Source organism: Bradyrhizobium sp. STM 3561 (assembly GCF_045571455.1).
GTDB lineage: Bacteria > Pseudomonadota > Alphaproteobacteria > Rhizobiales > Xanthobacteraceae > Bradyrhizobium > Bradyrhizobium vignae.
In genome coordinates this window covers 8229297-8246159 of sequence record NZ_CP120695.1, presented here as the reverse complement: position 1 = coordinate 8246159, position 16863 = coordinate 8229297, and the positions used below count along the sequence as shown (strand labels likewise).

The following is a 16863-nucleotide window of genomic DNA, read 5'->3' as shown; positions in this document are numbered from 1 at the left end:
GCCTTAGGAAACGAGTCACTCTCAAGTACAAAAAAGCCGGCACACCAGTGGCGCCTTTAGCAATTCCAGCAGAGGCGCAATGTTAGTTCATCGCTACGTTTAACCAGCCGCTCCGGGAGATCCCGCATGCCGATTCAGACGCGCCGCGTCGCAGTTAAAACGTTCGTTGTTACCGCCTGCGTGGCGTTCGCGTTCACCTGCTTGCCCAAGGCCGGCATGGCGCAGGAACAGCCGATCCTGACCATCAGCGGCAAGATCAATGCTTCCGACGCCGAAGCGGGCCTCACCTTCCGCCGCTCCGACCTCGAAGCGATGGGAATGGTGAGCTTCGAAACCAGCACGCCCTGGTACAAGCAGCCCGTCAAGTTCGAAGGCATTCGGCTCGACAAGTTGATGCAGAACGTCGGCGCTACTGGTCAGCGTGTGATCGCTATGGCGCTGAATGACTACAGCACCGAGATTCCCGTCGAGGACTTCGCGAAATACAATGCTATCCTCGCGATCAAGCGCGACGGCGAATATATGCCGATCCGCGACAAGGGGCCGCTGTTCATCGTCTACCCATACGATTCGGACCCAGAGCTGCGAAGCCAGAAGTTCTACAGCCGCTCGGCGTGGCAGGTGAACCGCCTGATCGTGAAGTAACATGCAAACTCACGTGTCGCTCGACCGATGACAGCCATGTCGAACCTTCGCACGATCAAGATCTTGCTCGCGCTAGTCATCGGCGTGTTCGTTGCCGCCACCGTCTACATCTCCGCATTGGTGATAGAGCGCCAAAGCGCGCTCGAGCGCGTCTCGCGTTACAATGTCGCTTGGTTGGTCGGTCAGGCGACATCGGAGTACACGCGTCTCCAGCAACGGGTAAGCGCGTTCGGCCTCCCGGACAGCAAGGTCAGCGTGGACGAGGTGCGCCTGCGCTTTGACATCATCGTCAATCGACTTTCGCTCCTGCGCACCGGCGAGGTCGAGCAGTTCGTGAAAGGAGATGCGGAATACGCCGCGACCATCGATGCGCTCGCGCGAGCCCTTGATACCGTCCAGCCGTACCTCGACGATCTGAAGCCGGCACATGTTCCGAGACTGCTGCAGATCTTGCTGCCGGTGGATGCCCGTCTCGCCCAGCTTGCTGCCGCTGCCAATCGCGTCGGCGGCGACCGCGTCGCGGACGATCAGCGCGAGCTGATCCGCCTGCACTGGAGCTTCTCGGCAATGGCGGCGGGGCTGATCGTGTGTGGAATCGCACTGATCATCTTGCTTGCCTGGCACAATCGCCTGCTACAGAGAGCCCATAACGAGATGCAAGCGCTCACCAACGACCTCCGGGTCACATCGGAAAACCTGGCAGAAGCTCATCAGGAGGTGCAGTTCGCCAATGCCGAACTGGAGCGGCAGAACGAGACGCTTGTCCGGCGCGATCGTGACCTGCGCACGCAAAACGAAAGATTCGAGGCTGCACTCGGCAACATGTCGCAGGCACTTTGCCTGGTGGATGCACAGCAGCGACTCGTCATCTGCAACCAGCGCTATCAGGCGATGTTCGGTTTCGACAAAAACCTCCTCAAGGCCGGTACGCCGATGCGTCATCTCGCTGAGTTCCTTTCCGCGAGCAGCGACAAGGGCGCCAGCCTGTACCAGGTTTATGCCAATCAACAGACCCTGATCCGTGAGAACAGGGCCCGGACCTACTTCGAGGAATTGAGCGATGGGCGGACCGTGGGCGTATCACATCAGCCGCTCAGCGAGGGAGGCTGGGTGGCAACATATGAGGACCTCACAGAACGGAGGCGTGCCGAGGCGCGGATCGCGCACATGGCGCACCATGATGCTTTGACCGGTCTGCCAAACCGCACGTTGTTTCACGAGCGCATGATTGCGGCGCTTGAGCGTGCCGAAGATGGCGGAGCGTTTGCAGTCATGCTGCTTGACCTCGACCGTTTCAAGACGGTGAATGATACGCTTGGCCATCCGGTCGGAGATGCGCTGCTGAAATCTGTCGCAGAACGCCTGAGCGAGACTGTGCGGCCCGGCGATCTGGTTGCCCGGCTCGGCGGAGACGAATTCGCCGTGCTGGCGATCGATGCATCCAATCATGACATTTCCCAGTGTGCCGACCGAATACTTCGGGCGATCGCCGAACCATTCGAGACCGGTGGACACCACATCAACATCGGAACGAGCATCGGCATCGCGCTCGCACTCGCCGACGGCGATGCTCCTGATGAGCTGCTCAAGAATGCAGACCTCGCCCTGTATCAGGCGAAGGCAGCGGGCCGGGCGACCTTCTGCTTTTTTGAGGCAGAAATGGATCTGGAGCTGCAGGCGCGGCGGCAGATCGAATTGGACTTGCGGGTTGCGCTGGCGGAAGGTGAATTTCACCTCGTGTACCAGCCGCAGGTCAATCTGGCCTCGGGCCGGATAACCGGGTGCGAGGCGTTGCTTCGCTGGAACCACCCGGTGCGGGGACCTGTGCCACCGTCCGAATTCATTCCCATCGCTGAAGAGGCGGGCTTTATTCCTGCGATCGGTGATTGGACGCTGCGTCAGGCCTGCCATGAAGCGGCTGGGTGGCCATCCGATGTCAAGATCGCGGTCAACATGTCACCTGCGCAGTTCAAGAACCCGAACCTTCCACACAACGTCGTGATGGCGCTGGCGGCCTCAGGTCTCCCAGCCGAACGGCTAGAGCTCGAGATCACTGAATCGCTCCTACTGCAGGATAATGACACCACGATGGCTACCTTGCATCGGATGCGCGAACTCGGGGTCGGAATCGCGCTTGATGACTTTGGCACCGGATACTCATCGCTCAGCTATCTTCGGCGCTTCCCGTTCGACAAGATCAAGATCGACCAGACATTCGTCCGCGAGATGACCACCGATGCCGATTGTATGTCGATCATTCAGTCCGTAATCGATCTCGCGCACACGCTCCGCATGAAGACGACTGGTGAGGGAGTGGAAACGGTGCAACAGAAAGACAGCCTGCAAGCGGCCGGGTGCACCGACGCGCAGGGTTTTCACTTCTTCCGGCCTATGCCAGGCAAACAGATTGCAGATTTACTGGCGCCCGGTGCGAACCGGGGGGCGGCGGCCTAGGCCGAAGTTGTCGGGCGGCGCTTTGCCCCGCCGCGTTGCACGGTTACTCAAGTCTACTCGCGATCGAGACAGCATTTTACGAAGCTGACGTCGGAACATATCTGCGCGCTGGCGCAACGATGCCTCCTTTATTTCGCGCGTCGATGGGCGCGCGCAGTAGCATTCAGCATTTGAATGGCTCATGGCGACAGCATTTTGGACGAGTATCTCGGCTCGACTATTCCGTCGCGTTGAAGCTGCATCTCTACCAATACCTTTCGCGAATGGCCGAAGGTTACAAGCAATACAAGAGCAGTGGCCTCAACTACGATCCGAAATTCCATTGGCTATCAAGACTTGAGCGCCTCGATCTTTACGTCCGGCACACGGGACGGGCCTTGAGCGCTGTGCTCCGGCTCGTCCTGCCGTTGCTCGGTCCGCTACGCTATAAACTCTCGATGAAGCAGTTCGCCAATTATCATGAACTCTGACGCGAGGTCGTGAGCCATTGCGTGGCAGCATGCGGATGGGAGTGGACGGACTCCTGGGCATCAACGGGCTTGCGATCGCGGCCTCTTGTGAAGTCAACGACTGTCCAGCCCCGCGAAGTCGACAGTCTCGACTCGGAATGCAAGTTCGATCGAAATGTGATCCTCTCGCGTGAAGGGCGTCTCGAGGAAGGACTAGGCGGCGTGCGGAGACGAATTCTAAGAGGATAGTCCCTCGTTTTCGTCACTGTCTTCGTCCGCTCGCGACGGAAGTCGTGCGCCCTCTCGGGACATGAGTCGGCGCGAAGCGCCGCCCACGGATTCACGGGAAGATGTCGTACCGTCCTGAACGTTTGCGTCGCTGTGGGCGTCAGGCTCCGGCCGGATTGCAGTAAATCGCGGAGTTGCCGCTATGTTCGCGGACTTCCACGCTTTCAAGCCACACCCTGGCCGCGGTCTTCTTCACGACATAGTCCGATACGTGATCGAAAGCGTGCCTTGCAATCGCTTCGCACCCCACCGCCGGCAACACGCGAAGCTCTGCCAGCCCCGCTCGCTGCAATGATTCAAAGACGGTCAGGTACGGATCGTCCGCCGCGGCCAGCGTCGTGTGATCGAACATGTGGTGTAGCCACGCCTTGACCTCCTTCAGGCCGCCGAAATCGAAGCACCAGTTGCATTCGTCGAGTTCGCGCGTGGCGAAGACAAAAGCGAAGGACAGGGCGTACCCATGCAGCAGGCTGCAATGCGAGTGCGTCGCGCGCCACTGCCGGAAGCAGCATGACAAGCCTTCGCTGTGACCGTACGTCTTGGTCGAACGGTAGATCGGACCGGCAGCGGCGGGTGCAAGCGGCGGCGAGGAAGGTTGAGGCAGCAGGCCAGTTACCATGCGCAGTTCCTTGTCTTGGCGAACGCTCATGCGATGATGCGCCGCTCCAGCGCCAGCGCCTCGTGCAGGAATTCGTTCTTCAGATCTTGATTGTGCAGCATCTCACCGAAGAAGGCGCTGTTGATCATCCGGCTCTGCTCGCTCGCGCGGACCCCGCGGTGGGTTCTACACATGTGAACTGCGCTGATCCGGATGGCGAGCCCCTTCGGCGCAGTCGCGTCGACGATGTAGTTGCCAATCTGGGAGACGAGCTCCTCCTGGATCTGCAGTCGCGCGCAGAAGTACTCGACGATGCGGTCGTATTTCGACAGGCCGATGATCTTGCCCTCGGGCGATGGAAGCACGCCGACGAAGGCTTGTCCGTGGATCGGCATGAGGTGATGCGCACACGTCGAGCGCACGTCGATGGGGCCGGTGACAATCAGACGATCATAGCGTTCGACGTTTTCGAATTCGGTGATTTTCGGCGGCGCATCGTAACGCCCGCGCAGCACTTCCTCAACGAACATCTTGGCGACCCGTCGCGGCGTATCGCGGGTGTTATGATCGTTGACATGGTCGATACGCAGAACGTCGAATAACTCCTCCAGTTTCTGCGACGCTTCCGCGATCATCGCGGCTTTCGCCGCTCGATCGGCAAATCCCTCGATAGCCTCGTTGCAAAGTGCGGCGCCGTGCGGCGGCGGCCGCAATTTCTTGACACTGTTATCCATGCTATCCCCTACTGCGTTCCGTATCATCCCCGGCTGGCGAGGAATGTCACTCGCGTAATCTGGCCGAGGCCCTTACGGTTCAGTTTACGAGGCATCGGTCGATTCGGCGCGAGCGAGCCGGCGGGCGCCACCGGTCAGAAAGTTATTCGAAGCCAACTTTGTACTGAGTTTCATGCCCAGTTCATTCATAGCTGCAATGATAGCAAGTGAGATACCCGCCGCTATCAACCCATATTCTATGGCGGTCGCTCCAGACTCCTCGCGCAAAAAGCGAACCAGCGTTTTCATGGTGCGCGCCCTTCCAAACTCAAGCCTCAGGATTTTGCCGGCAATTTGTTAAGATCAGCAAAATCTCGCTCTTTATCGGCGCGCAAACTTTGTACGGAACGGACCAAGATATTGCGCGCGCTCAGTAAGCGGCGCGGTCAACCTCTTACCGGCGCAGCCGTCGCTGCAATCTGGTGCATGTGGTAATTTCGGCCGATGGCCAATTCGGGCTTGTCGCCCCAGCGGCTCGAGCTCGAGATTACTGAGTCCGTCTTCCTGACCGACACGGATGCTAATCTTGCCACCCTGCATCAGCTGCGCGGGCTCTTTTGGTCAAATGCTGCGCCAGGGCTGTTCGACAGCAAGCCTCTGCAATGCGCCGCGGCCCTTTTTGATCATGCGGCCCAGACGTCTGCTCAAGGAAAGGTCTGGGCGCGGCTTGGCGGATTCTAAGATGTGCATGAGATGCTGGTGGCGGTGGGGATACTTTTGATTTCAGTATCGACCGCGGTCTCCACCGCCACCATCAAATTATGCAGCCGCTTCCCCCAATCCGAACCATCAAGATCGATGCGCTTTCTCACCGCTTCCTCGATTCCATAGATTTCGGTGAGGCTCTCCTTCGCCTGCGCAATGCGATGTGCTTGAATGCGTAGGTTAGCACGATCCGCCGCGCCTCGGCTTGGCCGTTGACCACCATGACCTTTTGCGCGGTTGCAACGTACTCCCGGGCCATGCTCGGCCGCAGCTCTTCGGCCACAAGATTCCAGATCGGCGCAAGCGATCCGCTCGCAGTGGACTTGCCGATCATAGCCGCACCCTTGGCCACCTAGCTCTGCCGCCGTGTGCGCTCGAGCCCCAGCCGGGGCTGGCGCGGCTGGGGCTTCCGATGTGTGGTGCCCGTGTTGAGGTGGACACCGCCGAAGCCTAGCCGACGCCAAGCGGTGCTTTCCGGCCGAACGATCCGCAACTAAGACGGAAAACGGCACTCTTTCTATGCGATACTTCACCTCGATCCCCTCCGGGATTGGCGGCGGCGAGGTCCGGCTGGGTTAGCCTCCGTTGCCGGGCCTCGCTTCCGGTCCTCGTGTTCGCCGGCGTGATCTGTGCAGCTGTTCTTGTCCGGGGCGAGTAGGGCGCATTCGAGCGCCCACCGGTTGACTTGACAGACTTGCCGATCCGCGGACAGAAATCGTCGATAAGCTTTACGGTTTCGCCGATAGCTTGATGCCAGCGGCGATATTGTCTGGAGAAACCTGGATGCACACGCCTTGGCAGGTCAGCGGATGCCCTCGACGCTGAGGCAGATGGCTGTTGTGTAGAACAGCGCGCCCCCGCAAACGCTGGCGCTGCGCTATGCCGAAGGCTCTGCGCCAGCTCCCGTCGATCCCATCGCCTCCAACGACCGGGGCAAACTCAGAACCGGACAACGCTTGGGGGCAAGGTCAATCGCTATTACCCCGAGTTTCAGGATTTCTTCCGAAATGCGGATTCCGATGATCTCGCCTGTACCGGTTTGATCTCGCCCCCGTGGGGCCGCAAGGCCTGTGCCGAGTCCGGCCGGCCGCACCATGTTTCCACTGGATATCTGCCACTTTCTGCGCACTCGCGTGGCTTGTATCTACGAAATCGATGTATATTTTTTGGCTAGCCGCAGCCGACCGTCCCATGGCCCCCTTTCGCGCTGCCGGATTGCTTGAAAATCAAATTAGTGCCAGCTCGGCCGAGGAGACGTGATGTTTTCAGACGTGAAAGGACCATCCTTCATTTTTTGGCCTGTTGGCTGCGGAGACAGCACGACCATTGTCATCAGTGAATCCGAAGTGCTCCAGATTGATTTGAACGACAAGGTCATGGCGGAGGACGACGATAACGAGCACATCCCGCTAGTTGATGAACTGGTCGCGAAGCTCCCCCAGCGCGACGGGAAGCCCTACTTGTCTTGCTTCGTGCTCACGCATCCGGATCAGGACCACTGTCGTGGCTTCGCCGATCTGCTCAAGAGGGTTGTCATCGGGGAGCTATGGCATAGCCCGCACATCTTCCGGGAGTATGAAGACGAGAAGGTCCTGTGCGAGGATGCGGAAGTATTCCGTAAGGAAGCTCATCGTCGTTCGGCAAAGACGATTAAGGTCGGCGGCGATCCCGGTGCCGGGAATCGCGTGAGGGTCATCGGTTACAACTCACTGTTCGAGCCTGGCGAAAAATACCATGATCTGCCGAAGCAGTTCTATACTCGCCCCGGCTCTTCAATCACGGTGCTTGATGGCGCGGACGTCAGCGACCGATTCCACGCCTTCATCCACGGCCCCTTCAAAGAGGGGGAAGCCGATGCCCGCAACGAGACCAGCGTCACGATGCGCGTGATCATCGGGTCTCAGGACCACCCGATGTACGGACTGTTCCTGGGCGACGTCTCCTACCCGACCTTGATGCAAACCTTTCAGCAGACGCACGATCACAACAATGATCAAATGTTGAATTGGAACGTGCTGCTTGCCCCGCATCATTGCTCGAAGAAAGTCATGTATGAAGACGATGTGCTTCAGCAGGACGCGATGGATGAGTTGCAAACGCCTCAGCTCGACATCGGTTACATCGTCGCCAGCTCGCCGGAATTCCCGGCGTCGAACTCCTCTGGCGACAACCCGCCACACGTAAAGGCGAGAAACCGCTATGAGGAGATCGTCAATACCGCTTTCCTGTGCACTGGCGAATACAGCACGCCTGAAAATCTGCGGCCGATTATCTTCACCGTGAATGAGAACGGCGTTTTCCTCGACGACGATGAATACGAGGTCTCTGATAGCGCGCGAGAAACTTTGGCAGCGGCCGTGGCAGCAGCTCGCGGGCGTGCAGCACCTCCAACCGCCAAAGTTGGTTTCGGCCGCGAATGAAATCAGAAGGACAGGCTTGGGCCCTCGGCCAATTAGCTGAAATTGCTCAAGCCTCCTCCGGATCGCTCGAGATTATCGAAATCGTCGAGCCGACCGCCCAAGGCGAGATGGTTTCCATCTCGCTGTCGGTGGATTGCTCAGGATATCCGCGCAAAGTGGGCGGCATTCCCCTTAAGGCGCGGGAACGCTTGCTTCTCAAGCTTCCCGCCAATTTTCCATTAGAATTGCCGCGCTTGCACTTCGCGCACACGCGCTATCGCGACTTCTCGCACGTACAGTGGGGCAACTATATTTGCCTCTATCAAGCGACGGATAGTGAATGGCAGCCAGAAGACGGGCTCTTCGGCTTTATGCAGCGGGTCGATGATTGGCTTCGAGCCGCCGCCGCGAACGAGTTAGATCCGGCCGGGATGCCGCTCCATCCTCCCGTCACCTATGGAGTCAGCGGCGTAAAGGTCGTCCCCACACAGAATACACCCACGCCGGAACCGCCCTTCTGGGCAGGCTATGCCAAGATCACGCGCGAGAACGAGAACCGCATCGAACTCGGCCAATGGATTGAACACTCCGGAACTATCCCTGAGGGCCGGTTGGCTGCCGTCGTGCTTTTGCCAACAGGGATGCCGCACGAATATCCAGACACGCTCTCGGGCCTCCTGAAGGAGCTTAAAGCTCGTGATGTGCCCGTCGAGGTTATTCGGTTGATGATCCAGCTCGGCGTGCTGAGAAGTGAAAGCGGCAAGCCACTAATCTTCGTTTTGGGCGCCGCCATGCGAGGCATTGCTGGTGGACAACGTCTGCAGCACCTAGCCTGCTGGCAGATCGACGCGAAGCGCGTCGATGAAATCCGCGAGGCTATTAGGGCTTCTACGGACGATAGTCCGGTTGATATTGCCTATTTCTATATTTGGGCCGAAAAGGCCAAAATCGAGTGGTGCAGCGTCCTTGAGGACCGGCCCGAGATCGTTACGAGAAGGGATGCCGAAAGCGCTTCGGCATGGTGGGCTGGACGCCATGTTGTTCTGTTTGGTTGCGGAGCGATCGGGAGCGCTGTCGCCATGCTGCTTGCTCGAGCAGGCGTCGGCAAGCTGCAGCTGTATGACAAGGACTCGGTCAAGCCGGGCATCTTGGTCAGGCAGTTGTTCGACCGATATCAGATCGGCGTCAACAAAGCGAAAGCGACTGCTGAAAACGTCCGCTTCGCGAATCCTTCTGTCGAGGCTCTCCGGTCGAGCGCGGATGTCGTTAGATTGCTTGAAAACGCCGAGAGACTGGCAGACGTCCTGGTCGCTGACGTAATCATCAATGCAACGGCATCGACGATGGTCGCGGCCTCACTCGAGAAGCAATTTCGAGGCTGGCCCAAAACACACCCGCCAATCATCTCCATGGCTCTTGGGCACAACGCCGATCAGGCGCTAATGACGATGGCGGTACAAGACGCCCCCGGCATTACGCTGGACATTGACCGCCGTACAAAGATCGCCTTGTCCAGTCTCCCCAAAGCAAGGCACGTCCTTGACGAATTCTGGCCCATAAGTCCCGATCGAACGCGCTTGTTTCAGCCGGAACCTGGATGCTCCAGTCCGACATTCCGCGGTTCCGCTGCTGACGTTATGGCGCTTACGGCGCAAATGACAAATGTTGCGAGCCGATGGTTGGCAGATCCATCGGCCGTCGCCTCGCGCGCTCGGTCGTTTGATCTGACAGGACAACGCACCGGCGCTCTCCGTGAGTTCGAGTTTGGCTGGCCGAGCGACGTCATTCTTCCCGACGGCCGTAACGATTACCAAATCCGAGTAAGTCAAGCCGCCCTTTCCGGAATGCGCTCATGGATGCGAAGATCGGAGCGGGTTAATGGTCGGCAGGTTGAGACAGGCGGTATCCTGTTTGGCCACACCGATGAATTCTTGAAGATTATCTGGGTCGACGAGATCAGTGGGCCGCCACCGGACAGCATTCAGTCTGCCGCCGCCTTCATCTGCGGCACAGCGGGCGTTTCTGAAATGAATGCGGAAAAGATCAAGAGGACCAGGAAATCTGTCGCCTTTGTCGGAATGTGGCACACACATCCGGGGGGAATGCCGCTTCCAAGCCGAACGGATTATAGCGCGATGGCAAATCTCCTCACCGGGGATGAATTCCAGGCCAAGCGATTTCTAATGATGATCATCGGGGGTGACTCGTCGCGGCCCCTCATTTCGGGGGCGGTCTTTGAGCGCGCCGACTACCAGTCCTAGTCCGCAGCCAAAGCGGCTGTTTATCGGACTCGCCTTATCCGGAGGGGGCGCGCGCGCAATGGCGTTCCACTTGGGATGTTTGCGCGCACTTCACGACCGGGGCCTTCTCGACAAAGTGAGAGTGGTCTCCACCGTCTCGGGAGGCAGCGTGATCGGGGCATGCTATGCCTACAGTTCGGATGATTTCACTACATTCGACAAGAAGCTGGTCGAGCTGCTGCAAAAGGGCATCCAGCGGATGATCGTGAAAGAGGTGCTGCTAAGCTCTCAGATTGCGAAAATCCGGTCGTGTCCCGAGGAGTGGTGTAGCTGATTAGCAAAGCCGCTCGCGAAGCGCGCCCTCAATAGCGCCGTAGCGAGCGAGCGGCTTTGCGGGTGGTCACCGATGATTCGTCGGTAAGGTTTGGATTGCGACAGCCAACCTGATTCGAGGAACCACCGATGACCGACGACATGATGAACCTGCGCACGCTCGTAGAGAAGACCCCCGATGCAGATCTCTTGCGCGAGATGATCGGCTTTGCCGCCCACCGGCTGATGGAGCTGGAGGTCGAGGGCCTGACCGGGGCCGCGTACGGCGAGAAGAGCCAGGAACGGCAGGTCCAGCGCAACGGCTACCGCGACCGGAGCTGGGAGACCCGCGCCGGCACCGTCGAGCTGCGCATTCCCAAGCTGCGCAAAGGCTCCTACTTCCCGGGCTTCCTCGAGCCGCGGCGGATGGCCGAGAAGGCGCTCACCGCCGTGGTGCAGGAGGCCTACGTGCAGGGCGTCTCCACCCGCTCGGTCGACGATCTGGTGCAGGCGATGGGCATGAGCGGGATCTCCAAGAGCCAGGTGTCGCGGCTGTGCGGCGAGATCGACGACAAGGTGAAGGCCTTCCTCAACCGCCCGATCGAGGGCGACTGGCCCTATCTGTGGATCGACGCGACCTACGTGAAGGTGCGCCAGAACGGGCGCATCGTCTCGGTCGCGGTGATCATCGCGGTGGGAGTCAACAGCGATGGCCGCCGCGAGGTGCTCGGCATGGATATCGGTCCGTCAGAGGCCGAGACGTTCTGGACGGCGTTCCTGCGCAAGCTGGCGCGGCGGGGCCTGCGCGGCGTCAAGCTCGTCGTCTCCGACGCCCATGAGGGCATCAAGGCGACCGTCAGCAAGGTGCTCAACGCCTCTTGGCAACGCTGCCGCGTGCACTTCATGCGCAACGCGCTGGCGCATGCTGGCAAGAGCGGCCGGCGCGTCGTCTCCGCCTTCATCGCCACCGCCTTTGCCCAGGACGATGCCGAGGCAGCACGGGCGCAATGGCGGCGCATCGCCGACCAGCTCCGCCCAAGCTGCCGAAGCTCGCCGCCTTCCTCGACGAGGCCGAGACCGACGTGCTGGCCTATATGAGCTTCCCGGCCGCGCACCGCGCCAAGCTGCACTCGACGGATGAGATGGACAAGCGATTTTTACGGATGAGATGGACAAGCGATTTTTAATGATCGCCCCGATGACGATTGGGGAAATCGCGTCCATTCTTTTGTTCGGCCGCGGCGGGGCCATTCTTCCGTCCCGGCCACCGATCTCGCAGCCGCCGCGCGCAGGGTCGGTCAAGGCTGGCCGCGTTTGCGGCCACCGCACGGCTTGGCCTTGACCGGCCCGAGCACGGCGGCATGCTGGCGTGGAACGGGACTGCATTCCTGGCTGGCACTTGCCGTCAGCGGCGGTTATGGTTGTCGGGCGCGGGCGACCTCGTGGCGAAGCGTGACGCGTCGGCTGAAAGCGTCACCGGACTGCCTATTTTGTCCTGCCGAGCTGAGGCGCCCGCGCGCCGGGTTTTGGCCGCCGCGGTTTCCATTGCGACACCATTCGTTCGTAGTTTCGCTCCGCCTGGGCGGCAATCAACATCTCACGGTTGCGCAGCGCCGCGATGTTGTAGGCATAGGCTGGTCCGCGCCGGCTGCCCTTCTGTTGCGGATGTCCAGCTTGAAGTTGCATTGCGCGGGTCTTGTTGGCGACCAGCGCCGGACGCGCCCACAGGTAATCCTCGCCCTTCGTCAACAAATGCCAGCAGAGCACCGTGAGCTTGCGAGCCACGGCCACCGCGGCGACCTGATGGCCACGCCGGGCGCGAATCCGCACGAAAAAAGCATGCAGTGGACCGGGCGCCTTGGCCGCGGCCCAGGCGGCCTCGACCAGCATGGCGCGCGCGTGACTGCGGCCGGTCTTGCTGATGCGACCGTGATGGGCGGCTCCCAGTCCCGACTGCCGCACCCGCGGGTTCAGCCCGAAATAGCTCACCAGCTTCTGCGGGCTGTTGAACCGGCTGATGTCGCCGATCGCCGCCACGATGCCGGCGGCGACCGCCAGATTGACGCCGGTGATCGTCATCAATCTGTTGACCGCGAGATCGTCGATGGCGTCCTGCGCGATCTCACGGTCGAGCAGAGCCAGGTCTTCCGCCAGCCGGTCAAGCTCACGGACATGCCGATCGATGGCCGCGCGCTCATCGTGCGGCAGCTGTTGGGCCCCCAACCACGCCCGGCCGCGGGCGTTGAAAAGATCGGCATGCGGACACTTCGGGATTAGGTGCGCGTGCAGGATCGAATGCACCTCGTTCTTGAGCCGCGTGCGATGCCGCACGACCTGGTAGCGCCGCGCCACCAGCCGACGCTTGCGTTCGGTCTCCGCGTCAGGCGTCCAGATCTGCGGCAGGTACCCGGCCGCCTGCAGACTGGCGAGCGTGCCGGCATCGATCTTGTCGGTCTTAACGTGAGCCTGGGCGATCGCCTTCACCTGCAGCGGATTGGCGATAATCACCCGTGCCACGAACGGCGCCAGAACCCGCGACACCGCCATGCTGTTGGCAGTCGCTTCGACCACCACCTCATCACTGGCCAGCAGGGTCTTGCCGAATCCCTCCAGCGCAGTCCGCGTCATATCGATGCGGCCCGCATGTCGGAGCCTGCCGTCCTCCCAAAACACCACCTCGCCGAAAGTTCGGTGGACGTCGATGCCAATCACCCGTCGCATTCGCACCTCCTGCCAGACATATGACGGGAGCTGCGGGCGACACGACAACTACGGATTCGCGCTCCCAGCGCAACCGGGCGAGTCGCAGAGGCGGCCAGCTACTAACTCGAGCTCTCGGCTCATCGAATAACATCGGCCTGCCCGCACTTCGTGCTCCCGGTGCCTCTGTCCCGATGGTCGCACCATACGCCACGATGTAGAACACCGCAGCGGGAACGTTGGCACCGAGACATCTCATACCGGTTACCAATCCGCTCGAACGGGTCAACGGCGAGATCAAGCGCCGAACCGAAGTGGTTGGCATCTTCCCGAATGAGGACGCCATCACTCGCCTGATCGGTGCCATCCTGCTCGAACAGAACGACGAGTGGACGGTTCAACGCGGCCGCTACATGACACTGGAAACCATCGCCCCGTTGGGCGATGATCCCGCCGTCAGCTTCCCGGCAATCGCCAGCTGACCGATCCGGCCCATGCCGGCGAACGTGGTGACCCGCACTCAGCTACACCACGCCACGGGACACGATCGAAAATCCTCCTGACGTTGATCATAACCGGACTGCCGACCCTTGCGCTGTGGTGCCTATCATCACTCTTCGCGTTACTGCGAATTTTCACCAGAATTCCGACGAGAAGCATTGAGCGTCGCCTGGCAACGTTTCGGCAATCCCTCCCCGTTTGGGGCAGTCTCACGACGGCGTTCGAGCAGGCTTTGAGCAGGCTCTTCGGATCGAAGACCGTCCGCGATGTTGCGCGCCCAGGATTGCATGTAGTCATAAATGCCTGTGACCTGAAGACGGGCACGGCGTTCCGATTTGGCTCGCAAAGGTCTGGAGGTTGGCGATATGGCCAGATCGACGGTGTGGCTCCGACAGTCGCGAAGGCGGTCGCCGCTTCAGCAGCCTTCCCGATCATTCTGCCGCCGTTGATTGAAACCTTCCCGTTCACCAAGGCTGGTCGCACACAAACGCAGACCGTCGTCCTGACCGATGGCGGGGTGTTCGATAACTTGGGCGTGGCTGTACTGGAACCTGGTCGGGATAGCGACATTACTGACACATACCCCGTCACGCACATCATCAGCCTGAACGCAGGGCCCGGCCAGCTCGACGGAGGCGACCACCCGTTCTGGTGGGCCAGCCGTGTCTCAAAGTCTTTTGAGGCTGTGCATCGGAAGTCCCAAGACCACGTCTACTCCCGGCTTCACCGCCATGTTGAGACGGGCGACCTAGAGGTTTTTGGAATGGTCTATCTCGGCCAGCAGGACCAACGGTTGCCCCATCGTCCGGCTGACTTGGTGAGCCGCGACGAAGTGCGCCAGTATCCGACAGACTTTGCGCCTATCCCGGCCAAAGATCTGCATCTTTTGACCAAACGAGGCGAGCAGCTCACCCACATCATCATCGATCGCTATATGCCTCATCTCTGAAAGGCACTGGAGGCGGTCGCCGTGACAGTGCGGTTTTTCATTTTTGAAGCCTTTGAGCTAGGCGTCCTCTTGGCCCGTAGCGTGCACTTTTCAAGCTCATGCGTAAATCAGGATTTTTGCGCATGTATCGGTGGCTAGCAGGCCGCTGACCTATCGGCGTGTTTGCGGCGCCGCCTTGTCCAGCTCATCAATCTACTGGCGGAACTGCGTCTTTTCTCCGGCGATGAACGCTGTCGATGCTGAGGACAAAATGAAGAATCTTCGTTTGATTGTTGCATTGCCGTTTCTGGCGATGCTCGCCGGCTGCAATGAGCTGAGCGCCAATGAAGTGGCGCAAGCTGTAGGGTCGAGCAGATTTCCGATGTCTCGTGCGTGGCAGCAAATGGAGGTGGCGTCGATCCGCTTTGTAGCCGCTCCTTATTCCAATTCCGGCCTGCCATTGCTGTGCTCCGTTGTTGCGCGGCACGAGCGGGGACCCGAAATGAGGCACAACCGGCAGTAGCAGCGCTGTTTGATGTCCGCGCTGCGAAGGTATTCATTGCCCTTGCACGCGGAGCGGGTATATTTAGAACATAAAAGGAACCTTCGGAATGTGCATGGAAGAAATATAGGCAGTTTTCCCCGTACTTCTGGGCTGCAGAGATTTAGCTACCTTTTCTCTGCAAAAATTGACAAGAATAGGCTTGTCGCTGATGAGATTGGGACCCATAATCTCTGCAAAGGATGATGAGATTATGGTCTACATTCATGAACTCGGGGAGTGGCCGACCTTCCACTGGAATTTGGAGCGAATTGCTGCCCGCTTGGCTTCCGTGCGTCACAAGCAGGGTCGCCTGCTCGGGCGGATGGAACGTCTCGGATTCCCGCTCAAAGCCGAAGCAACTCTCCAGACCCTCACCGAAGAGGTGGTGAAGTCCAGCGAAATTGAGGGAGAGGTCCTGGATCGCGACCAGGTCCGGTCATCCATTGCCCGCCGACTTGGCCTGGACATCGGCGCCCTGCCTCCGACGGATCGCCACGTGGAGGGCGTGGTGGAAATGATCCTTGATGCCACCGAACACTACGCTGCCGAACTTACGGCCGAGCGTCTCTTCGGCTGGCACGCTGCGCTCTTCCCCACCGGGCGGAGCGGCATGACGAAAATTGTTGTCGGAGCCTGGCGTACTGCCGAAACCGGACCGATGCAGGTGATCTCGGGCGCCATCGGGCGAGAGCGTGTCCACTATGAAGCGCCACCCGCCGATCGCCTCGACAAGGAGATGCAGACATTCCTTGACTGGTTCAACGGCAACGCCAGCCGCATCGACCCTGTTTTGAAAGCTGCGCTTGCGCACCTCTGGTTCGTAACCATCCATCCCTTTGAGGATGGCAATGGCCGCATCGCGCGCGCCATCGCTGATCTCGCTCTCGCCAGATCTGAGCAGAGCGCCCAGAGATTCTACAGCATGTCCGCTCAAATCCGCCGTGAGAGGAATGAGTATTACACCATCCTTGAGAGGACCCAGAGAGGTAGTCTCGACGTCACCGACTGGCTGACGTGGTCTCTCGACTGCCTGGATCGCGCCTTCGACGGCGCCGACACCATTCTCGGCAGCATTCTCCGCAAGGCGGACTTCTGGGACCTTCACGCGGCGCGGCAACTTAATGAGCGTCAACGGCTGGTACTCAACCGCCTCTTCGATGGATTCGAAGGAAAGCTCACGTCGTCGAAATGGGCGAAACTCACGAAAGTGTCCCAGGCGACCGCCGCGAGAGACATCGATGAACTTGTGGGCCACGGTATTCTCAAGAAGGACGCAGCCGGAGGCCGGAGCACGAGCTACTCGCTCATAGATTTGAAAACCTGATAG

The 16863-nt window shown here is 59.9% G+C and carries 14 protein-coding genes and 3 pseudogenes; 12 read left to right on the top strand and 5 right to left on the bottom strand.

Annotated features, from left to right (window positions below; all coding sequences use genetic code 11):
* The first annotated feature begins 126 nt into the window (after positions 1-126).
* From P6U28_RS38885 to P6U28_RS38875, 3 genes are all read left to right on the top strand, one after another.
* A complete protein-coding gene (locus tag P6U28_RS38885) occupies positions 127-645 on the top strand; it encodes a molybdopterin-dependent oxidoreductase (protein WP_407121153.1) in 519 nt (172 codons plus the stop codon).
* Positions 646-681: 36 nt separating this feature from the next.
* Positions 682-3099 (top strand): putative bifunctional diguanylate cyclase/phosphodiesterase, encoded by a 2418-nt coding sequence (locus tag P6U28_RS38880; RefSeq protein WP_407121151.1) that lies wholly within the window; start codon positions 682-684, stop codon positions 3097-3099.
* Between the two features lie 119 nt (positions 3100-3218).
* Complete coding sequence (locus tag P6U28_RS38875; protein ID WP_407121149.1) at positions 3219-3569, top strand: hypothetical protein; 351 nt, start codon at positions 3219-3221, stop codon at positions 3567-3569.
* 367 nt (positions 3570-3936) lie between these two features.
* Here P6U28_RS38875 and P6U28_RS38870 read toward each other — a convergent pair whose 3' ends face one another.
* From P6U28_RS38870 to P6U28_RS38860, 3 genes and pseudogenes are all read right to left on the bottom strand, one after another.
* Positions 3937-4485, bottom strand: coding sequence for a 6-pyruvoyl trahydropterin synthase family protein (locus tag P6U28_RS38870; protein ID WP_407121147.1), 549 nt, complete (start codon positions 4483-4485; stop codon positions 3937-3939).
* A complete protein-coding gene (gene folE / locus P6U28_RS38865; protein ID WP_407121145.1) occupies positions 4482-5168 on the bottom strand; it encodes a GTP cyclohydrolase I in 687 nt (228 codons plus the stop codon). The genes P6U28_RS38870 and folE overlap by 4 nt, the downstream gene beginning before the upstream one ends.
* A 141-nt stretch (positions 5169-5309) precedes the next feature.
* Positions 5310-5456 (bottom strand): annotated as a pseudogene (locus tag P6U28_RS38860) (Flp family type IVb pilin); the annotation flags it as partial.
* A 195-nt stretch (positions 5457-5651) separates the two neighbouring features.
* Here P6U28_RS38860 and P6U28_RS38855 point away from each other — a divergent pair.
* Positions 5652-5888, top strand: coding sequence for a hypothetical protein (locus tag P6U28_RS38855; RefSeq protein ID WP_407121143.1), 237 nt, complete (start codon positions 5652-5654; stop codon positions 5886-5888).
* A gap of 127 nt (positions 5889-6015) precedes the next feature.
* Here the strand turns inward: P6U28_RS38855 and P6U28_RS38850 are convergent, their stop codons facing one another.
* Positions 6016-6264, bottom strand: coding sequence for a hypothetical protein (locus P6U28_RS38850; RefSeq protein WP_407121141.1), 249 nt, complete (start codon positions 6262-6264; stop codon positions 6016-6018).
* A gap of 907 nt (positions 6265-7171) precedes the next feature.
* Here P6U28_RS38850 and P6U28_RS38845 point away from each other — a divergent pair.
* From P6U28_RS38845 to P6U28_RS38830, 4 genes and pseudogenes are all read left to right on the top strand, one after another.
* The gene (locus P6U28_RS38845) at positions 7172-8332 is read left to right on the top strand and encodes a hypothetical protein (RefSeq protein ID WP_407121139.1); all 1161 of its coding nucleotides are present in this window, start codon (positions 7172-7174) and stop codon (positions 8330-8332) included.
* Positions 8329-10572 (top strand): ThiF family adenylyltransferase, encoded by a 2244-nt coding sequence (locus P6U28_RS38840; RefSeq protein WP_407121137.1) that lies wholly within the window; start codon positions 8329-8331, stop codon positions 10570-10572. The genes P6U28_RS38845 and P6U28_RS38840 overlap by 4 nt, the downstream gene beginning before the upstream one ends.
* Positions 10511-10885, top strand: coding sequence for a patatin-like phospholipase family protein (locus P6U28_RS38835; RefSeq protein ID WP_407121135.1), 375 nt, complete (start codon positions 10511-10513; stop codon positions 10883-10885). The genes P6U28_RS38840 and P6U28_RS38835 overlap by 62 nt, the downstream gene beginning before the upstream one ends.
* A gap of 128 nt (positions 10886-11013) precedes the next feature.
* Positions 11014-12014 (top strand): annotated as a pseudogene (locus P6U28_RS38830) (IS256 family transposase); the annotation flags it as partial.
* 334 nt (positions 12015-12348) lie between these two features.
* On the opposite strand, the gene P6U28_RS38825 reads toward P6U28_RS38830, so the two are convergent.
* Entirely contained in the window at positions 12349-13566 is a 1218-nt protein-coding gene (locus P6U28_RS38825; RefSeq protein WP_407123165.1) for an IS110 family transposase, read from the bottom strand.
* 263 nt (positions 13567-13829) lie between these two features.
* On the opposite strand from P6U28_RS38825, the pseudogene P6U28_RS38820 reads away from it, so the two are divergent.
* From P6U28_RS38820 to P6U28_RS38805, 4 genes and pseudogenes are all read left to right on the top strand, one after another.
* A pseudogene (locus tag P6U28_RS38820) lies at positions 13830-14045 on the top strand (transposase); the annotation flags it as partial.
* Between the two features lie 251 nt (positions 14046-14296).
* Positions 14297-15013 carry a hypothetical protein gene (locus P6U28_RS38815; RefSeq protein WP_407121133.1) on the top strand — a complete coding sequence of 239 codons (717 nt, stop codon included), beginning with the start codon at positions 14297-14299 and terminating at the stop codon, positions 15011-15013.
* A gap of 250 nt (positions 15014-15263) precedes the next feature.
* Positions 15264-15515 (top strand): hypothetical protein, encoded by a 252-nt coding sequence (locus tag P6U28_RS38810; protein WP_407121131.1) that lies wholly within the window; start codon positions 15264-15266, stop codon positions 15513-15515.
* 232 nt (positions 15516-15747) lie between these two features.
* Complete coding sequence (locus P6U28_RS38805; RefSeq protein ID WP_407121129.1) at positions 15748-16860, top strand: Fic family protein; 1113 nt, start codon at positions 15748-15750, stop codon at positions 16858-16860.
* Positions 16861-16863: the final 3 nt, after the last annotated feature.